This is a genomic window from Pseudomonas neuropathica (assembly GCF_015461835.1).
Lineage (GTDB): Bacteria > Pseudomonadota > Gammaproteobacteria > Pseudomonadales > Pseudomonadaceae > Aquipseudomonas > Aquipseudomonas neuropathica.
This window is the reverse complement of the sequence record NZ_JACOPX010000009.1, coordinates 21,103-38,220: the sequence shown is the minus strand read 5'-3', so window position 1 is coordinate 38,220 and position 17,118 is coordinate 21,103. Positions and strand designations below refer to the sequence as shown.

13 protein-coding genes are annotated in these 17,118 nt (G+C 59.9%); all 13 read right to left on the bottom strand.

Annotated elements, in window-relative coordinates; all coding sequences use genetic code 11:
- Nucleotides 1-63: 63 nt before the first annotated feature.
- Nucleotides 64-1,080 carry a class I SAM-dependent rRNA methyltransferase gene (locus H8F23_RS14410; RefSeq protein WP_194934814.1) on the bottom strand — a complete coding sequence of 339 codons (1,017 nt, stop codon included), beginning with the start codon at nucleotides 1,078-1,080 and terminating at the stop codon, nucleotides 64-66.
- A gap of 134 nt (nucleotides 1,081-1,214) precedes the next feature.
- A complete protein-coding gene (locus H8F23_RS14405; protein WP_194934813.1) occupies nucleotides 1,215-2,087 on the bottom strand; it encodes an oxygenase MpaB family protein in 873 nt (290 codons plus the stop codon).
- 51 nt (nucleotides 2,088-2,138) lie between these two features.
- The gene (gene acs, locus H8F23_RS14400; protein WP_194934812.1) at nucleotides 2,139-4,076 is read right to left on the bottom strand and encodes an acetate--CoA ligase; all 1,938 of its coding nucleotides are present in this window, start codon (nucleotides 4,074-4,076) and stop codon (nucleotides 2,139-2,141) included.
- 266 nt (nucleotides 4,077-4,342) lie between these two features.
- A complete protein-coding gene (gene pgi / locus H8F23_RS14395; protein WP_194934811.1) occupies nucleotides 4,343-6,007 on the bottom strand; it encodes a glucose-6-phosphate isomerase in 1,665 nt (554 codons plus the stop codon).
- A 231-nt stretch (nucleotides 6,008-6,238) separates the two neighbouring features.
- Nucleotides 6,239-6,619 carry an aspartate 1-decarboxylase gene (gene panD, locus H8F23_RS14390; RefSeq protein ID WP_003205654.1) on the bottom strand — a complete coding sequence of 127 codons (381 nt, stop codon included), beginning with the start codon at nucleotides 6,617-6,619 and terminating at the stop codon, nucleotides 6,239-6,241.
- Nucleotides 6,620-6,825: 206 nt separating this feature from the next.
- Nucleotides 6,826-7,686 carry a pantoate--beta-alanine ligase gene (gene panC / locus H8F23_RS14385; protein WP_038369035.1) on the bottom strand — a complete coding sequence of 287 codons (861 nt, stop codon included), beginning with the start codon at nucleotides 7,684-7,686 and terminating at the stop codon, nucleotides 6,826-6,828.
- Entirely contained in the window at nucleotides 7,683-8,483 is an 801-nt protein-coding gene (gene panB / locus H8F23_RS14380) for a 3-methyl-2-oxobutanoate hydroxymethyltransferase (protein ID WP_194934810.1), read from the bottom strand. The genes panC and panB overlap by 4 nt, the downstream gene beginning before the upstream one ends.
- A gap of 397 nt (nucleotides 8,484-8,880) precedes the next feature.
- Nucleotides 8,881-9,366, bottom strand: coding sequence for a 2-amino-4-hydroxy-6-hydroxymethyldihydropteridine diphosphokinase (gene folK / locus H8F23_RS14375; RefSeq protein ID WP_194934809.1), 486 nt, complete (start codon nucleotides 9,364-9,366; stop codon nucleotides 8,881-8,883).
- Between the two features lie 4 nt (nucleotides 9,367-9,370).
- Nucleotides 9,371-10,771, bottom strand: coding sequence for a polynucleotide adenylyltransferase PcnB (locus H8F23_RS14370; RefSeq protein WP_194934808.1), 1,401 nt, complete (start codon nucleotides 10,769-10,771; stop codon nucleotides 9,371-9,373).
- A 733-nt stretch (nucleotides 10,772-11,504) separates the two neighbouring features.
- Nucleotides 11,505-12,941, bottom strand: a complete 1,437-nt coding sequence (locus H8F23_RS14365) for a sigma-54-dependent transcriptional regulator (protein ID WP_095048667.1) — start codon at nucleotides 12,939-12,941, stop codon at nucleotides 11,505-11,507.
- 22 nt (nucleotides 12,942-12,963) lie between these two features.
- Nucleotides 12,964-15,918 carry a sensor histidine kinase gene (locus tag H8F23_RS14360; protein ID WP_194934807.1) on the bottom strand — a complete coding sequence of 985 codons (2,955 nt, stop codon included), beginning with the start codon at nucleotides 15,916-15,918 and terminating at the stop codon, nucleotides 12,964-12,966.
- Nucleotides 15,902-16,078 (bottom strand): hypothetical protein, encoded by a 177-nt coding sequence (locus tag H8F23_RS14355; protein WP_003176118.1) that lies wholly within the window; start codon nucleotides 16,076-16,078, stop codon nucleotides 15,902-15,904. Before H8F23_RS14355 ends, H8F23_RS14360 begins: the two co-directional genes overlap by 17 nt.
- 77 nt (nucleotides 16,079-16,155) lie before the next feature.
- Entirely contained in the window at nucleotides 16,156-17,052 is an 897-nt protein-coding gene (gluQRS, locus tag H8F23_RS14350) for a tRNA glutamyl-Q(34) synthetase GluQRS (RefSeq protein ID WP_194934806.1), read from the bottom strand.
- Nucleotides 17,053-17,118: the final 66 nt, after the last annotated feature.

Here is a 17,118-nt window from a genome sequence, read left to right as displayed (position 1 = left end):
ATTGTTCAGATTCTTCTGTAGGAACGCTTTCCATGTGGGAGCGGTGTCCGCCGCTCGAGCGCTTCAGAGCTGCAGGATCAGGGTTTTCAGCGGCGGTTGCTGATCCATCGACGGGAAGTCGGCGCCTGGGGTCATCACGCTCCACTCACGCACCGGTCGCCCGGCCTTCTCGGCACAGCGCAGCACCTGCTCGCGCCAGTCGTCCATGCTGACTTTCGCCAGATTGTTGCAGCAGATCAGCACGCCATTGTCGGCGGTGGTCAGCAGGGCCGGTTTGAGCAGGCTCTGATAGTCACGCAGCAAATCGACAGTGCCGAATGCGCTCTTGGCCCACGCTGGCGGATCAAGCAGCACCAGGTCGTATTGGCGCTGTTCCAGACGCTGATAGCTCGGCAGCTTCTGTCCACGGCGCTGACTGATTGGCAGACCGGCGAGCTGCCGGATCGCCGGAAAGTAATCGGACTGGATGAACTGCATCTCGGGCAACTGCGGGTTGAGCAGACCGTTTTCGCGACCGACCGCCAGATTGCCTTCGGCGAAATCCAGATTGCACACTTCACGCGCACCACCGGCAGCTGCACTGAGGCCGACGCCGCAGGTGTAGGCGAACAGGTTGAGCACGGATTTGCCTTGGGCGTGATCCTTGACCCAGCCACGGGTGTTGCGCAGATCGAGGAACAGCAGCGGATCCTGCCCGGCATGGCGGCCGCGCACACGGTAGTTCAGACCCCATTCGTGGCCGACCAGATCGGCCAGCGCTGCGTCATCGGCTTTGTAGACGCTGTCTTCCCGGTCGATGCGCGAGTTGCCTCGGGATCGGTCGTTGTAAACCAGCAAGGTTTCCATCCCCAGGCTCTGATTGACCATGGCGTGCAGTTGCAGCAGGTCGTCACGTTCCAGCGTCTGGTGAAAGCTTTGCACCAGCAGCTGTGGGCCGTAGCGGTCGATGGTCAGACCGCCGGCGCCTTCCTGGCTGCCGTGGAACAGCCGATAGCAATCTGTGCCCTGGCTGTGTAGCTCAGCGAGCAAGTCCTGGCGTTGATCGAGGGCGGCGCGCAGCGCCTGATTCAAGGAAGACATGCGGGCGCCTTGCTGGAGAGAATTGGGGCGCGGGAGTTTAGCAGCTTGGCGGGCTATCGAGTTGTGCCCTTCGCGAGCAGGCTCCCACATGGGAATGCATTCCAAATGTGGGAGCGAGCCTGCTCGCGAAGCATTCAGGTCAGCAAACCCATTCTTCGTTTAGCCCGTTGCACCGAGCCGTTACGCATTGCCCAGCGCAGCATCGGTGCGCTGCGTCTGACGCTGGCGCGAATCAGTTGCCGTTGCAGCGAACTCTGCCGCACCTCGAGCATGTCGCTGGCCCAGTCCGGCAACAGGTCGATCCCGGCCTTCATCATCAGGTCGCCAAACGGTCGCGCCAGAACACTCGGCGCCGGTGCGTCGAGCAACAAGCGCAACACTTCGCGGCTGCGCTCATCGCACAGTAACTGCGGGCGCATGCGTTGCAGGTAGTCGGCGACGGCCTGCCGCGATTTCGGCACATCCCGCGCGCCCAGGCGTTCGGCTATCACGGCGATTTCCGTGTAATAACGATCCTGATCTGCCCCCGACAACTGCGGATTGCGATAACGCAAATGCGCCGCCAGAAAGTTACTCACTTCCGCCACATGCACCCAGGTCAACAAATCCGCATCGCTGGCTGCGTAGGGCCGGCCATCAGGCGCCGTGCCGACCACCTGCAAGTGAATGGTGCGCACTTTCTCGATCAACCAGTCGGCGTCCCGGCGCGAGCCAAACGTGGTACCGGATACAAACTGGCTGGTGCGCCGCAAACGCCCGAGCATGTCTTCACGAAAGTTCGAATGATCCCAAACCCCGGCCAGCGCCAGCGGATGCAAAGCTTGTAGCAACAACGCGCTGATACCGCCGATCAACATGCTGCTGAAATCGCCGTGCACCTGCCAACTGATCGAGTCCGGACCAAACAGGCCGGGATCGCCCTTGGGGTTTTCCAGGTCGAGCTGACCAAGCGACAGCCCGGTCAGGCTCATGAGTTGCTGTTCGATACGGCTGCGGATGAATTCCATGACCACTCAGTGAGAAAGGCCAGGCGCGACCGGTTGACCGCGCCCGGGGTGTTACTGATTGAGGCGCTTGTCGATCAGGCCTTGCACCACGCTCGGATCGGCCAGGGTCGAGGTATCACCGAGGCTGTCGAGTTCGTTGCAGGCGATCTTGCGCAAGATGCGCCGCATGATCTTGCCTGAACGGGTTTTCGGCAAGGCCGGCGCCCACTGGATCAGATCCGGTTTGGCAAAGCTGCCGATTTCCTTGCTGACGTGGGCCAGCAATTCTTTCTTCAACTCGTCATTGGGTTCGGTGCCGTTCATGGGGGTGACGAAGGCGTAGATGCCCTGACCTTTGACGTCGTGGGGGTAACCAACCACGGCGGCCTCGGCGATGCTGTCGTGCAATACCAGTGCGCTTTCCACTTCGGCGGTGCCGATGCGGTGACCGGAGACGTTGATCACGTCATCGATGCGCCCGGTGATCCAGTAATCGCCGTCCTCATCGCGGCGTGCGCCGTCGCCGGTGAAGTAGTAGCCGGGGTAGGGTTTGAAATAGGTGTCGACCATGCGCTGCGGGTCGCCATAGACGCTGCGGATCTGCGCTGGCCAACTGGACTTGATCGCCAACACGCCGCTGCCGGCGCCTTTGATTTCCTTGCCGTGCTCATCGAGTAGCACCGGTTGCACGCCGAACATCGGTTGCGTGGCGCAGCCCGGTTTGATCCGTTGGGCGCTGACCAGTGGGCTGAGCATGATGCCGCCGGTTTCGGTCTGCCACCAGGTGTCGACGATGGGGCAGCGCTGTTCTCCTACGACGTTGAAATACCATTCCCACGCTTCCGGGTTGATCGGCTCACCGACGCTGCCGAGCAATCTGAGGCTGGCGCGCGAGGTTTCCTTCAACGGTTCGGCGCCTTCACGCATCAACGCGCGCAGGGCGGTCGGCGCGGTGTAGAAAATGTTGACCTTGTGTTTATCAATCACCTGCCAGAAGCGTGAACTGTTCGGATAGCTCGGCACACCTTCGAACATCAGTGTGGTCGCACCGTTGGCCAGCGGGCCGTAGACGATGTAGCTATGGCCGGTGACCCAGCCGACGTCAGCAGTGCACCAGAACACTTCGCCGTCGCGGTAATCGAGCACGTACTTGAAGGTCATCGCCGCTTGCAGCAGATAGCCGCCGGTGGTGTGCAGCACACCTTTGGGTTTGCCGGTGCTGCCGGAGGTGTAGAGGATGAACAGCGGGTCTTCGGCGTCCATCGGCTCCGGTGGGCAATCGTCGCTGACCTCGCGCACGGCCTGGTGATACCAGAGGTCACGACCCTCGACCCAATCGACTTTGCCTTGGCTGCGTTCGACCACCACGACGGTGCTGACGTCGGGGCAACTTTGCAGGGCTTTGTCGACGTTCTGCTTGAGCGGGACGAACTTGCCACCGCGCACGCCTTCATCGGCGGTGATCACCGTGCGGCAATCGGCATCGAGGATGCGGTCACGCAGGGAGTCAGGGGAGAAACCGCCAAACACCACCGAATGGATTGCGCCGATCCGCGCGCAGGCGAGCATGGCGTATGCGGCCTCGGGGATCATCGGCATGTAGATGCACACCCGATCGCCCTTTTTCACGCCACGGCTTTTCAGCACATTGGCCAGACGGCAGACGTGGTGATGGAGTTTTTTGTAAGTGATTTGCGCCGATTCGGCGGGGTCGTCGCCTTCCCAAAGCAGGGCGGTCTGATCGCCGCGCTTGTCCAGGTGGCGGTCGATGCAGTTGTAACTGACGTTCAGCTTCGCACCGGCAAACCAGGCGGCTTCACCGGTTTTCAGGTCGTAGCGCTGAACGGTCTGCCACGGCGTGCTCCAGTCGAGGAACCGCGTGGCCTGTTCGGCCCAGAAGGTGCTGGGGTGTTCAATGGATTCGCGGTACAGGCGCCGATAGTCTTCCTGACTCAACTGAGCAGCCCGGCGGACGGCATCGGCTTTGGGGAACGTGCTGATATCGAACATGACGGTTCCTTATTCTTGTGGTGCGACAGGAATAAAGATGCGCCGAGCGGGCAAAGGGTTCAAGCCGGATCAGGAATCTGATGGCTGAAGCTGATTCTGAATGCCCCCAAAACAACTGTAGGAGTGAGCCTGCTCGCAATAGCGGTGTGTCATTCAACATCATTGCTGACTGATACACCGCTATCGCGAGCAGGCTCACTCCTACAAGGGATCTCTGTGCCCACAGGGTTTGGGTTGAGCCAAACCTTGTGGGCCGAACCCTCAAATCACCCGCGGTGACGACCGCGGAAGTAGTTGATCAAGCCCTGAGTGGAAGGGTCATCAGCAGTGGTTTCATCGCTGCCGACCAGACGGTTGTAAACGCCTTTGCCCAGTTCCTTGCCCAGTTCCACGCCCCACTGGTCAAAGGCGTTGATGCCCCAGACCACGCTTTGCACGAACACTTTGTGTTCATACATCGCCACCAATGCGCCGAGCCGACGCGGGCTGATGCGCTCGACCACAAGGGTGTTGCTCGGACGGTTGCCCGGGATCACCTTGTGCGGCGCGAGCTTGTGCACTTCATCTTCGCTCATGCCCTTGTCGCGCAACTCCTGCTCGGCTTCCGGCAAGGTCTTGCCGAGCATCAGCGCCTGGCTCTGCGACAGGCAGTTGGCGTACAGCCACTGATGGTGGTCGGAAACCGGGTTGAAGCTGACGATCGGCACGATGAAGTCGGCCGGAATCAGTTGGGTGCCTTGGTGCAGCAACTGGTGGTACGCATGCTGACCGTTGCAGCCGACGCCGCCCCAGATCACCGGACCGGTATCGGTCGACACCGGCGTGCCGTCCTGACGCACGCTCTTGCCGTTGGATTCCATGTCCAGCTGTTGCAAGTGTTTGGTGATGTTACGCAGATAGTGGTCGTACGGCAGGATCGCGTGGCTTTGCGCGCCCCAGAAGTTGCCGTACCAGACGCCGAGCAGAGCCAGCAGCACCGGCATGTTCTGTTCGAACGGCGCGGTCTGGAAATGCTGGTCCATGGTGTAGGCGCCGGACAGCAGTTCCTTGAAGTTGGACATGCCGATGGCCAGGGCGATCGGCAAACCGATGGCCGACCACAGCGAATAACGACCACCGACCCAGTCCCACATCGGGAAGATGTTTTCTTCGCGGATACCGAACGCTACGGCAGCAGCGTTGTTGCTCGATACGGCGATGAAGTGACGATACAGCTCGGCTTCCGAACCGCCCTGCGCCAGGTACCAGGCGCGCGCAGCCTGAGCGTTCTTCAGGGTTTCGAGGGTGTTGAAGGATTTCGACGAAACGATGAACAGCGTGGTCTCGGCGCGCAGTTTCTGCGTCAGCTCGTGGAACTCACTGCCGTCGATGTTCGCCAGATAGTGGCAACGCACGCCTTTCTGTGCGTAGGACAGCAGCGCTTCGGAAACCAGCTCAGGGCCGAGGAACGAGCCACCGATACCGATGTTCACCACGTCGGTGATCGGCTTCTCGGTGTAACCGCGCCACAGACCGTCGTGGATTCGGCCGACCAGATCGGTAATCTGGTTCAGGACCTTGTGGACTTCCGGCATCACGTTGACGCCGTTGACCGACAGTTTGTCGCCTACCGGGCGGCGCAGGGCGGTGTGCAGCGCCGGGCGGCCTTCGGAGGTGTTGACGATTTCGCCTTCAAACAGCGCTTTGATCGCGCCCTTGAGATCGACTTCATTGGCCAGACCGACCAGCAGATTGCGGGTCTGGGCGTTGATCAAATTCTTCGAATAATCGAGAAACAGTCCGCAGCTGCTGAGGGTGAACTGATTGAAGCGCTGTGGATCGGCGTTGAAGGCTTCGCGCATGCTGAAATCCTGCATGGCTTGGCGGTGATCTTTCAACGCTTGCCAGGCGGGCAGAGCGGTAACGTCTTGAGGAGTGAGGTAATACGCCATCGCTGCGGTTTTCCTTTTTACTTGAACGGCCTTTTGAACACTGAACAGACCCGGCACGCCATGTTTGGGCATGGGATCAACTGCGTCGACACGATTTCTGGACACAGGGCGAATACAGTAAACCTCGCGCTGCGTTCTGTCTTGACTTTGTCTGACCAGATCCCTGTACTTTTTTAACATCGAGACCGGGAACTGGCCGACAAACGGAGGGGGAGCGGGGCGATTTCGTGATCAGGCGAGCTGAACCGGGATGGCGTTGCTGGTGTGACTCAGCTCGTTGCCTGGCGCCATGTAGAGCATGCGCGGCTTGAAATTGACCAGTTCCGCTTCGCTGTAATGGGCGTAGGCACAAATGATCACACGGTCGCCAACCTTGGCCTTGTGCGCTGCGGCGCCGTTGACGGAGATCATCCGCGAGCCTTCTTCGCCACGAATCGCGTAGGTGGTGAAACGCTCGCCGTTGTCGACGTTATAAATCTGGATCTGCTCGTATTCACGAATGCCGGACAAGTCCAGCCACTCGCCATCGATGGCGCACGAACCTTCGTAATCGAGCACCGCATGAGTGACTTCGGCGCGGTGCAGTTTGGCCTTGAGCATGATCGCGTGCATGAGGGATTTTCCCAGGATGGAATCGAACGGCGGGCAGTGTGCCCGAAGGCTTTTAAGGCGGCAATACAGCTGAAACCAGATCTTGAAAACACAAAAAAACCTGTGGGAGCGAGCTTGCTCGCGAAGGCGTCATGTCAGTCGATATTTACGTCAGCTGACAGATTGCATTCGTGAGCAAGCTCACTCCCACAGGTTATCGGTGAGGCTTAAACCGGCGTATCGAGATTCAGGTGCAGGTTATCGATCAACCGCGTGGTGCCGAGGAACGCCGCCACCAGAATCACCAGATCACGGTCTTCAGCCGTCGCCGGACGCAACGTCAGCGCATGGCGGATTTCCAGGTAATCCGGGCGCAGGCCCGCGGCTTCGAGCTGTTGCAACTGAGCACTGATCAGCGCCGGGAAATCGCGCTCACCTTGCTTGATCGACTCGGCAATGTTGCTCAGCGAGCGATAGACCACCGGTGCCACTGCGCGCTGTTCTTCGCTGAGGAAGCCATTGCGCGATGACAGCGCCAGGCCGTCGGCGGCACGCACAGTCGGTTCGCCGATGATCTGGATCGGCATGTTCAGGTCATGCACCAGCGCGCGGATCACCGCCAGTTGCTGGTAATCCTTCTGGCCGAAAATCGCCAGATCCGGCTGGACCATGTTGAACAGCTTGCTCACGACGGTCGCCACACCCTCGAAATGCCCCGGACGGCTGGCGCCGCACAGGCCTTCGGACAATTGCGGCACGCTGACCCGAGTCTGTCCGGCCATGCCGTCGGGGTACATTTCTTCGACCGTCGGGGCGAAGAGCAGGGAGCAACCGGCTTCGAGCAGTTTTTCCTGGTCCGCCGCCAAGGTGCGCGGGTACTTGTCGAGGTCTTCGCCGGCACCGAACTGCAGCGGGTTGACGAAAATACTCGCGACCACGAAGTCCACACGTTGGGTGGCTTTGGTGATCAGTGCAACGTGACCGCTGTGCAGGTTGCCCATGGTCGGCACGAAGCCGATACGCTTGCCTTCGCTGCGGGCGCGGGCTACGGCGGCGCGCAGTTCGCGTACGGTTTTAACGGTGTTCATGCAGAGAATCCGTGTTCGATGCCAGGGAACGTGGTGGCTTTGACTTCGTTGACGTAAGCCTTCAGCGCGGACTGGATGCTGTCCTGGCCGTGCATGAAGTTTTTGACAAATTTCGGCACGCGGCCGGTGATCGACAGGCCGAGCATGTCGTGCAGTACCAGGACCTGGCCGTCGGTGGCGTTACCGGCGCCGATGCCGATGACAGGGATCTTCACGGCCTGGCTGATTTCAGCGGCCAGTTCGCTTGGTACGCATTCGAGCAGCAGCATGGCGGCGCCGGCCTGTTCCAGCGAAATCGCATCGGCACGCATCTGCCGCGCCTGATTTTCGTTACGGCCCTGCACTTTATAGCCGCCGAGAATGTTCACTGCTTGCGGAGTCAGGCCCATGTGCGCGCATACCGGTACACCGCGCTCGGCGAGCAGACGGATCGACTCGGCCAGCCACAGCTGACCTTCGACCTTGACCATGTGCGCACCCGCCTGCATCAGCATGGCGCTGTTAGTCATGGTCTGTTCAAGGGTGGCGTTGGCCATGAACGGCAAGTCAGCGAGGATCAGGGCATCGGTATTGCCGCGTTTGACGCAAGCGGTGTGGTAGGCCATTTCTGCGATGGTCACCGGCAAAGTGCTGTCGTGACCTTGCAGGACCATGCCGAGGGAGTCGCCCACCAGCAGCACTTCGACACCAGCCTCGTTGCAGGCGTGGGCGAAGGTCGCGTCATAGCAGGTCAGCATGGTGATCTTTTCACCTTTCTGCTTGAGGCTCTGGAGCGTGGTCAGGGTGATGGCTGGCATGTAAAAAATCCTCGTTCAGGCGCTCTGGAAACTACTGCGAGTAACGCGCGTGATTCTTCATCTACTCAGGCGCACGCTCTTTTGTCGTGCTTATAAGGCCTGGATTGCGCCCGTATGTGCCGGGTTGGCGGCAGCGGGACGCCTATAGTCGTGATGAGCCAACAGGAAGTCAATTGCGTGTGTTACCGCATTGTTACGAGGGGAGTGTTACCGGCGTTACTGATGCGTTTCAGCGCTGCGGCGGGCCTGATTCGACGAATTTTTGTCCGACAAAATCCTGAGGGTAAAACGCTATTCCCTGTAGGAGCTGCGGAACGCTGCGATCTTTTGATCTTGGTTTGAAAATCAAAAGATCGCAGCCTCGTTTCACTCGACAGCTCCTACAGGGGGACTTGTGTCAGGGGGTAGTGAGGCGTTCCAGGCCGACGAACGGGCAGGCGGCGAGCAGATCGGCGAGGGTGCGCCCATCTGCAAGACGCAGATCCTGCGGGGCCAGTTCGGCGAGCGGGTACAACACGAAGGCGCGTTCCTGAATCTGGTAATGCGGGACTTTCAGGCGTAGCTCGTCGATCAAACGATCACCGAACAGCAGAATATCCAGATCCAGCGTACGAGGCCCCCAACGCTCAAGGCGTTCGCGACCTTGATCGTTCTCGATGGCTTGCAATGCATCCAGCAATTCTATCGGTGCGAGTGAGCTGTCGAGCGCAGCGACCGCGTTGGTGTACCGCGGTTGGCCTGGCAGCAACGAGTCGCTTTGATAGAAGGCGGAAACGCCCGCGAGTGTGGTCTGCGGCAGTTGCCCCAGCGCCTCGACGGCGCTGCGCAACTGTTCGGCCGGGTCAGCGAGGTTGCTGCCCATGCCGATGTAGATGCGTTCCATGCCTTTATTCGCCTGTAGCGCTCGGGGCGCCGGCGCGTTTGCGCTTGGAACCACTGCTGCGGCGACGTTTGCGCGGAGCACCGCTGGCGTCATCGCCCTTGCCGCTGAGGTCGCGGATCATGTCGCGACGTTCGCTGTCGTTGGCGTCCTGATAATCCGTCCACCATTCGCCCAGGCCGTCGGTTTCTTCGCCTGCGCTCTCACGCAGCAGGAGGAAGTCGTAACCTGCGCGGAAACGCGGGTTGTCCAGCAACAGGTCGGCACGTTTGCCGCTGCGGCGTGGCAGGCGCTCCTGCATGTCCCAGATCTCGCGGATCGGCATAGTGAAGCGTTTCGGAATCGCAATGCGCTGGCATTGTTCGGCAATCAGCTCGTGCGCGCCTTCCTGCATCGCTGGAATCGGCGGCATGCCACGTTCCTGCAAGCGCAACACGCGAGCCGGCAAAGCCGGCCACAACAGTGCTGCAAACAGGAACGCCGGGGTCACCGGTTTGTTCTGCTTGATGCGCAAGTCGGTGTTGGTCAGCGCTTCGCTGATCAGTGTGTGGGTGTACTCCGGGTTATGTTCCAGCGCATCGGCACTGGCCGGGAACAGCGGGGCGAACAGTTGCAGATCGACCAGCATTTCGAAGGTGATCGCGCCGTGCCCGGAGAGGAACAGCTTGAGCACTTCTTCGAACAGACGCGCCGACGGAATCTCGCGCAGCATCGGTGCCAGTTCGCGGATCGGCTGCACCGTGTGTTTCTCGATACCGAAGTTGAGCTTGGCGGCGAAACGCACGGCGCGCAGCATGCGTACCGGGTCTTCCTGGTAGCGCTGCTTCGGATCGCCGATCAAACGGATCAGGTGGTTGCGTATATCGTGTACGCCGTTGGCGTAATCGAGGATGCGCTCGCTGACCGGATCGTAATACAGGGCGTTGATGGTGAAGTCGCGGCGTTGCGCGTCTTCTTCCAGGGTGCCGTAAACGTTGTCGCGCAGAATGCGCCCGCTCTCGTTACGCGAAGACTGGTTGCTGTCTTCGTCGTCTTCGTTGACCGGGTGATTGGCGCGGAAGGTCGCGACTTCGATGATTTCGCGACCGAAATGGATGTGCACCAGTTTGAAGCGACGGCCAATGATCCGCGCATTGCGGAATTCGGCACGGACTTGCTCGGGGGTGGCGCTGGTGGCGACGTCGAAATCCTTGGGCGTGATGCCCAGCAGCATGTCACGCACGCAACCGCCGACCAGATAAGCCTGGTAACCGGCACCTTGCAGGCGTTCGACGATATTCACCGCATAGCGGCTGAATTGCGTTTTCTGCAGCGAATGTTGGCCGCTGTTGAGCACTTCAGGGGTGCTGCGGATGTGTTGCGTACGACGCACGGGAGATCGGAATGACTGGAACAGCTTCTTCAGCATGGGATGCACTGTTTGAAGGAATGTTCGGCCATACCAAAGAATGACCGCATGATGGGCGCAGATTCTAGCATTTAGTCGGGGGATGGTGTAGGACACGGCCGATTTGAGCTGCAAGCCGCAGGCTACAGGCATCGCGCACGATAAAAAGGGGGGATTTTGCTACGAGGAGAAACTACAAGGGGAGCCGAAGCTCCCCAAGAAGTAGTTGCGTGCTCTTTTTATTATTGATTCGGGCTTCTTGTTTTTGTTGAGTGCCCTCGCCACGAAGTGTTTCCTTCGTGACCCTCCCAATCGGGAGCCAAGAGCAAACGGATTGCTTTGGTCGCTGAATTGCAGTGATCTCTCGATCCAACCAGTACAGGCTCTGTCTTAGGACAGTTTTTGTTGTTCTCGGCCTGGTCGTGGGGCAAGCCCCAAATACAACGCCTCTCCAAAAGAATCAGTTAGCTGCGCCTCTCGCCGTCTTGTTTTTATTGTGCGTGAGTCGATTCGTCTTATTTTTATTGTCTTGTGCATTGCTTGTTATTGTTCTTGTACCAAACATATAGCAGGGGCCGTGCCAACTTTTGCGAAACCCAATAAAACAAGGGGTTAGGTCGATATAACCGTTTTGTCGGGGCGAAAAAAAGCCGGGGTTTCGTTACCGATAACCCCGGCTTCTGTTACGTGAAAGGATCGCGGTAACAGTTTTTTCACATCCTCAAGCGTTACCCGCACACTCGACAGGTAACGTTCAGCTCTCGCTGGCGACCCCGGTCTTGCGCCGTGGGATGCCCAGACGCTGACGGCGTTCCCACAGACATTTACGGCTGACGCCCAGTTTGCGCGCCAGTTCGGTCTCGGTCATGTGGTCCTGATGCTCGAGGACGAAGTGCTGGAAGTAGTCTTCCAGCGACAGGTCTTCGGTCGGCTCATGGCTGCTGTTGCTGGCGTTACCCGCCGTTTGCGGTGGCAGACCGATGAACTCGTCGTCTTCCAGATCGCTGAGTTCGATGTCGATGCCCAGCAGGTCGGCGGAGATTTCCGGGCTTTCGCTGAGAATCACCGCGCGCTCGACTGCGTTTTCCAGCTCACGCACGTTACCCGGCCAGGAATAATGACGAATCGCCTGTTCGGCATCCGCGGCAAATTTCAGGTCGGTACGGTTGATGCGCGCACTTTGGCGAGCGAGGAAAGCCGTGGCGATCTCGTTGACGTCGGCGCCGCGCTCGCGCAGGGCCGGCAGTTTTAACGCGATCACGTGCAGACGATAATAAAGGTCTTCACGGAACTGGCCGATTTTCGCCAGGCTCTTCAAGTCGCGGTGAGTCGCAGCAATCAGGCGCACGTCGACTTTTTGCGACTGCACCGAACCGACCCGGCGAATTTCGCCTTCCTGCAACACACGCAGCAGGCGGGCCTGAGCTTCCAGTGGCAGCTCACCGATTTCGTCGAGGAACAAAGTGCCGCCGTCCGCCGCTTCGACCAGTCCAGCACGCCCGGCGCTGGCGCCGGTGAATGCGCCTTTCTCGTGGCCGAACAGTTCGGACTCGATCAGGCTTTCCGGAATGGCTGCGCAGTTCACCGAGATCATCGGCGCCTTGGCGCGTTTCGACAGGTTGTGCAGGGCGCGGGCTACCAGTTCTTTACCGGTGCCGGACTCGCCCTGGATCAACACATTGGAATCGGTCGGCGCGACTTTACGGATCTTGCTGTACAAGTCCTGCATCGGTGGGCAGGAGCCGATGATGCCAATCTCTCCGTTGCTGTTGTCGACGGCGGATTTGCCGCTGCCATTGGCCGGTTTACTGGCAACTGCTTCGCCAGCAGCCGGTGCCGATTGGCGATCACGCAGGATCCGCGCGACAGCCTGAAGCATTTCATCGTGGTCGAAAGGCTTGGCGATGTAGTCCACCGCGCCCATCTTCATCGAGTCGACCGCCGAGCGCAGGCTGGCATAGCTGGTCATGATCAGCACCGGAGTGCCCTGGCCGAGCTTGATCAGCTCAGTGCCCGGCGCGCCCGGCAAACGCAGATCGCTGACGATCAGATCGAACGTAGGAATGGTGAAGCGTTCTTGTGCTTCCTGCACTGAACCGGCTTCGCTGACCTGGTACTGGTTGCGTTCCAGCAGGCGGCGCAAGGCGGAGCGGATAATTGTTTCGTCTTCGACGATCAAAATGTGCGGCATTGATTCGATACTCTCGACGGTCTCAGTTCACAGCGGACGTCGCTTCGACATGACGCGGTAAGGTCACCCGGATACGGGTGCCGCGTTGGCTTTGTACATCAGCCGGGCTGTCGATGGTGATTTGTCCATAATGCTCTTCAACGATGGAATAGACCAGTGCAAGGCCCAGACCGGTGCCTTCGCCAGGATCCTTGGTGGTGAAGAAGGGTTCGAACAATCTATCCATGATGTTCTTCGGAATACCGCTGCCTTCGTCTTCGACGATCAGATCGACCGTGTGTTCGCCGGCTTCGCTCTTGACCCGTACCGCACTGTGCGGCGGCGAGGCGTCGCGGGCGTTGGAGAGCAAGTTGATCAGTACCTGGGCGAGTCGCTGCGGATCGCCTTCGACCCAATGATCAGGATCGCAGAGGTTGTAGAACTGCACCTCGAAATTGCGTCGGTTCAGGGCCAGCAGGCCGATCGCATCTTGAGCGACCTCTGCCAGACAAACGGGCTCGTCACTGTGCTGGTGGCTGCCAGCGTGGGCGAAACTCATCAGCGACTGGACGATGCGCGACACACGTTTGGTCTGTTCGAGAATCTGCCCGCTGATTTCCGTCAGTTCACCGTCATCTTCACGCTCTTCGCGCAGGTTTTGCGCAAGACAAGCGATGCCGGTGATCGGGTTGCCGATTTCGTGAGCCACACCCGCCGCGAGACGACCAATGCTGGCCAGACGCTCGGAGTGCACCAGTTTGTCTTCGAGCATCTGCGTTTCGGTCAAATCTTCGACCAGTAGCACCAGGCCGCTGTTACCCGGTGCCAACGGTTCGTCGATTGCCGCTTTGTGCAGGTTCAGCCAGCGCGTCTGACCGTCGAGGGCCAGGTGCTGTTTGTGCAAATGCTCGTCGGGCAGGTTGATGAAACCCTGGAGTAACTCTTTCCACGGCTCGCCGATGGTACTCAGGCGCGAACCCACCACGCGTTGCGCGGCGATTCCGGTGAGTTCTTCCATGGCCTTGTTCCACATCAGGATCTCTTGATCCTTGGCCAGCGAGCAGACGCCCATCGGCAGTTCCTGCAAGGTTTGGCGGTGGTAACGGCGCAGGGCGTCGAGTTCGGCGGCCAGACCTGTGAGGCGCGAGTGGTAATCCTCGAGGCGGCTTTCAATGAAGTGAATGTCTTCGGTCACATAGTTTTCGCCGCCAGCCTTGTAGGGCAGGAAGGTTTCCACCATGTCCTGCGCCACGCTTGGGCCCATCAGACCGGAAAGGTTGGCCTCGATACGGTCACGCAAACGGCGCAGTGCATAAGGACGGCGTTCGTCAAAGGGTAGATAGAGGTCACGCAACGCTTGCTCGACTTCTTTCTGCGCAGCCTTGGCGCCCAGCGGTTTGGCCAGTTGTGTGGCGAATTCCTGTGGCGAGGCCGCATGCAGTTCACGGCGCTGCGGACGACGGACGTTGTCTACCGCACAGGCTTCGGCAGCGCTGGCCTCTTCGGGACTGGCGTTGGTGAACAGTGAGATCAGGGTGAACATCAATACGTTGGCGGCGAGCGAGGCGATTGCAGCCATGTGCCAACTGGTGTCGTCGAGCACGTAAATCATGTTCAGCAGCGGGATGTAGAAACCCTGCAGATTGCCGACCAGCGGCAGCAGCATGGTCACTACCCAGACCAGAATTCCCGCCAGCAGACCGGCGATAAAGCCGCGACGGTTGGCGGTCGGCCAGTACAACACCGACAACACCCCGGGCAGGAATTGCAGGGTCGCGACAAACGCGACGATGCCGAGATTGGCCAGATCCTGCTCGGCGCCAAGCATCAGGTAGAAACCGAAACCGGCCATGATGATTGCGACGATCAGCGCGCGGCGGGTCCACTTCAGCCAGCGGTAGATGTTGCCTTCGGCCGGCGGCTGGTAGAGCGGCAAAACCAAGTGGTTCAGCGCCATGCCCGACAGCGCCAGCGTGGTGACGATGATCAGCCCGCTGGCCGCCGATAAACCGCCGACATAGGCGAGCAACGCCAGCGGTTTGCTGTTGGCGGCGATGCCGATGCCGAGGGTGAAGTATTCCGGGTTGGTTGTGGCGCCGAGTTTGAGGCCGGCCCAGAGAATCAGCGGCACCGCCAGGCTCATCAGCAGCAGAAACAGCGGCAGACCCCAGCTCGCACTGACCAGCGAGCGCGGGTTGAGGTTTTCGGTAAAGGTCATGTGATACATGTGCGGCATCACGATCGCCGAGGCAAAGAACACCAGCAGCAGCGTACGCCACGGGCCTTCCTGTAACGGCGTGTGCAGCGCGGCGAGGGCAGTCTGGTTTTGCAGCAGCCAAATCTCAAGCTGTTGCGGGCCGTCGAACACGCCGTACAACGCATACAGGCCGACGCCGCCAAGGGCGACCAGTTTGATCACCGATTCGAAGGCAATCGCAAACACCAGTCCTTCGTGCTTCTCACGGGTGGCGATATGCCGGGAACCGAAGAAAATCGTGAACAGGATGATCAGCGCACAGAACGCCAGCGCGACGCGACTCTGGATCGGCTCGCCGGTCAGAATGCCAATGGAGTCGGCCACCGCCTGAATCTGCAACGCCAGCAGCGGCAGCACACCGATCAGCATGAAAATCGTGGTCAGCGCACCGGCCCAGGTGCTGCGAAAGCGAAATGCAAACAGATCGGCCAGCGAAGACAGTTGATAAGTGCGGGTGATCTTCAGGATCGGATAGAGCAACACCGGCGCCAGCAGAAACGCGCCGGACACGCCGAGGTAACTGGACAGAAAGCCGTAGCCGTACTGATAGGCGAGGCCGACCGTGCCGTAGAACGCCCACGCACTGGCGTAAACCCCCAGCGACAAGGTGTAGGTCAGCGGGTGGCGAATGATCGCCCGCGGGATCATGCCCCGTTCGCTGATCCAGGCGACGCCGAACAGCACCGCCAGGTACGCGGCGCTGATCAGGATCATCTGGGTCAGGCTAAAGCTCATCGGCATCTTTTTGGCTCTGCAGGATGAAGGTCACGACAATCAGGATCAGCCAGAGCAGATAGGGGCGATACCAGGCGCCCGTAGCGTCGATCCACCAATCCATGATGGCGGGGGAAAACAGATAGATCCCCACGACTAAAAGCAGGACCAAGCGATAGATGTACATCCCGGCCTCTCTTTTTTATGCGTGTGCCCGAAAACGTGCGGCGATGGTAACGGATGGGCGCACGACTGCAAGTGTCGTCATAGCAGTTGCGCTTCGGGCAGGGTCAGTGTGCGCGGGATCTTCGTGGCATCCCAGTGTGCGCTGCCCCACTTGAGTAATTCTTGCGGCGAGGCATGAGCCAGTTCGACGCCGGGGTTTTGCCCCAGAGCGCGCAGCGCCCTCAGCAGCAATGGCGTGGCTTGATCTGCTTCCAGCGGTGGCGAGCGGTAAGACTTGCCGAGTTTGTTGCCGTCCGGTTGGGTAATCAGCGGCAGGTGCAGATAGCGCGGCTGGCGCAACCCCAGCAACTCTTGCAGATAGAGTTGGCGCGGCGTCGAGTCGAGCAGGTCGGCACCACGCACGATGTCGGTGATACCTTGCCAGGCATCATCCAGTACCACCGCCAGTTGATAGGCGTAGAGACCGTCGCGGCGGCGGATCACGAAATCGCCGACGTCACGGCCCAGATGCTGGCGATATTCGCCCTGCACGCGATCAATAAAGTGGTATTCCAGTTCGGGTACGCGCAGGCGGATAGCGGCGTCTTGCTGATCGTGGCCGGCATTGCGGCACAGGCCCGGATAAATGCCGTTGTACGCTTCAAGCTGTTTGCGCGAGCAGGTGCAGGCGTAAGCGAGGCCGTGATTGAACAGGCTGTTGAGGACATCCGCGTAGGCGTCGTGGCGATCGCTCTGGCGCACCATGTCGCCGTCCCATTCAAAGCCGTAGCTTTCCAGCGCCTTGAGAATCGCCGCTTGTGCGCCGGGTTCTTCGCGGGGCGGGTCGAGATCTTCCATGCGCACCAGCCAGCGACCGCCGACCGAGCGAGCGTCGAGGTAGGAGGCGAGGGCGGCAACCAGCGAACCGAAGTGCAAATGGCCACTGGGGGTTGGGGCGAAGCGGCCGATGTAGGCAGGGGATGTTTTGGCAGTCATGGAGACGAAGCTACTTTTCAGGCTATACGCAGGTCAACCTGCAGGAGTGAGCCTGCTCGCGATAGC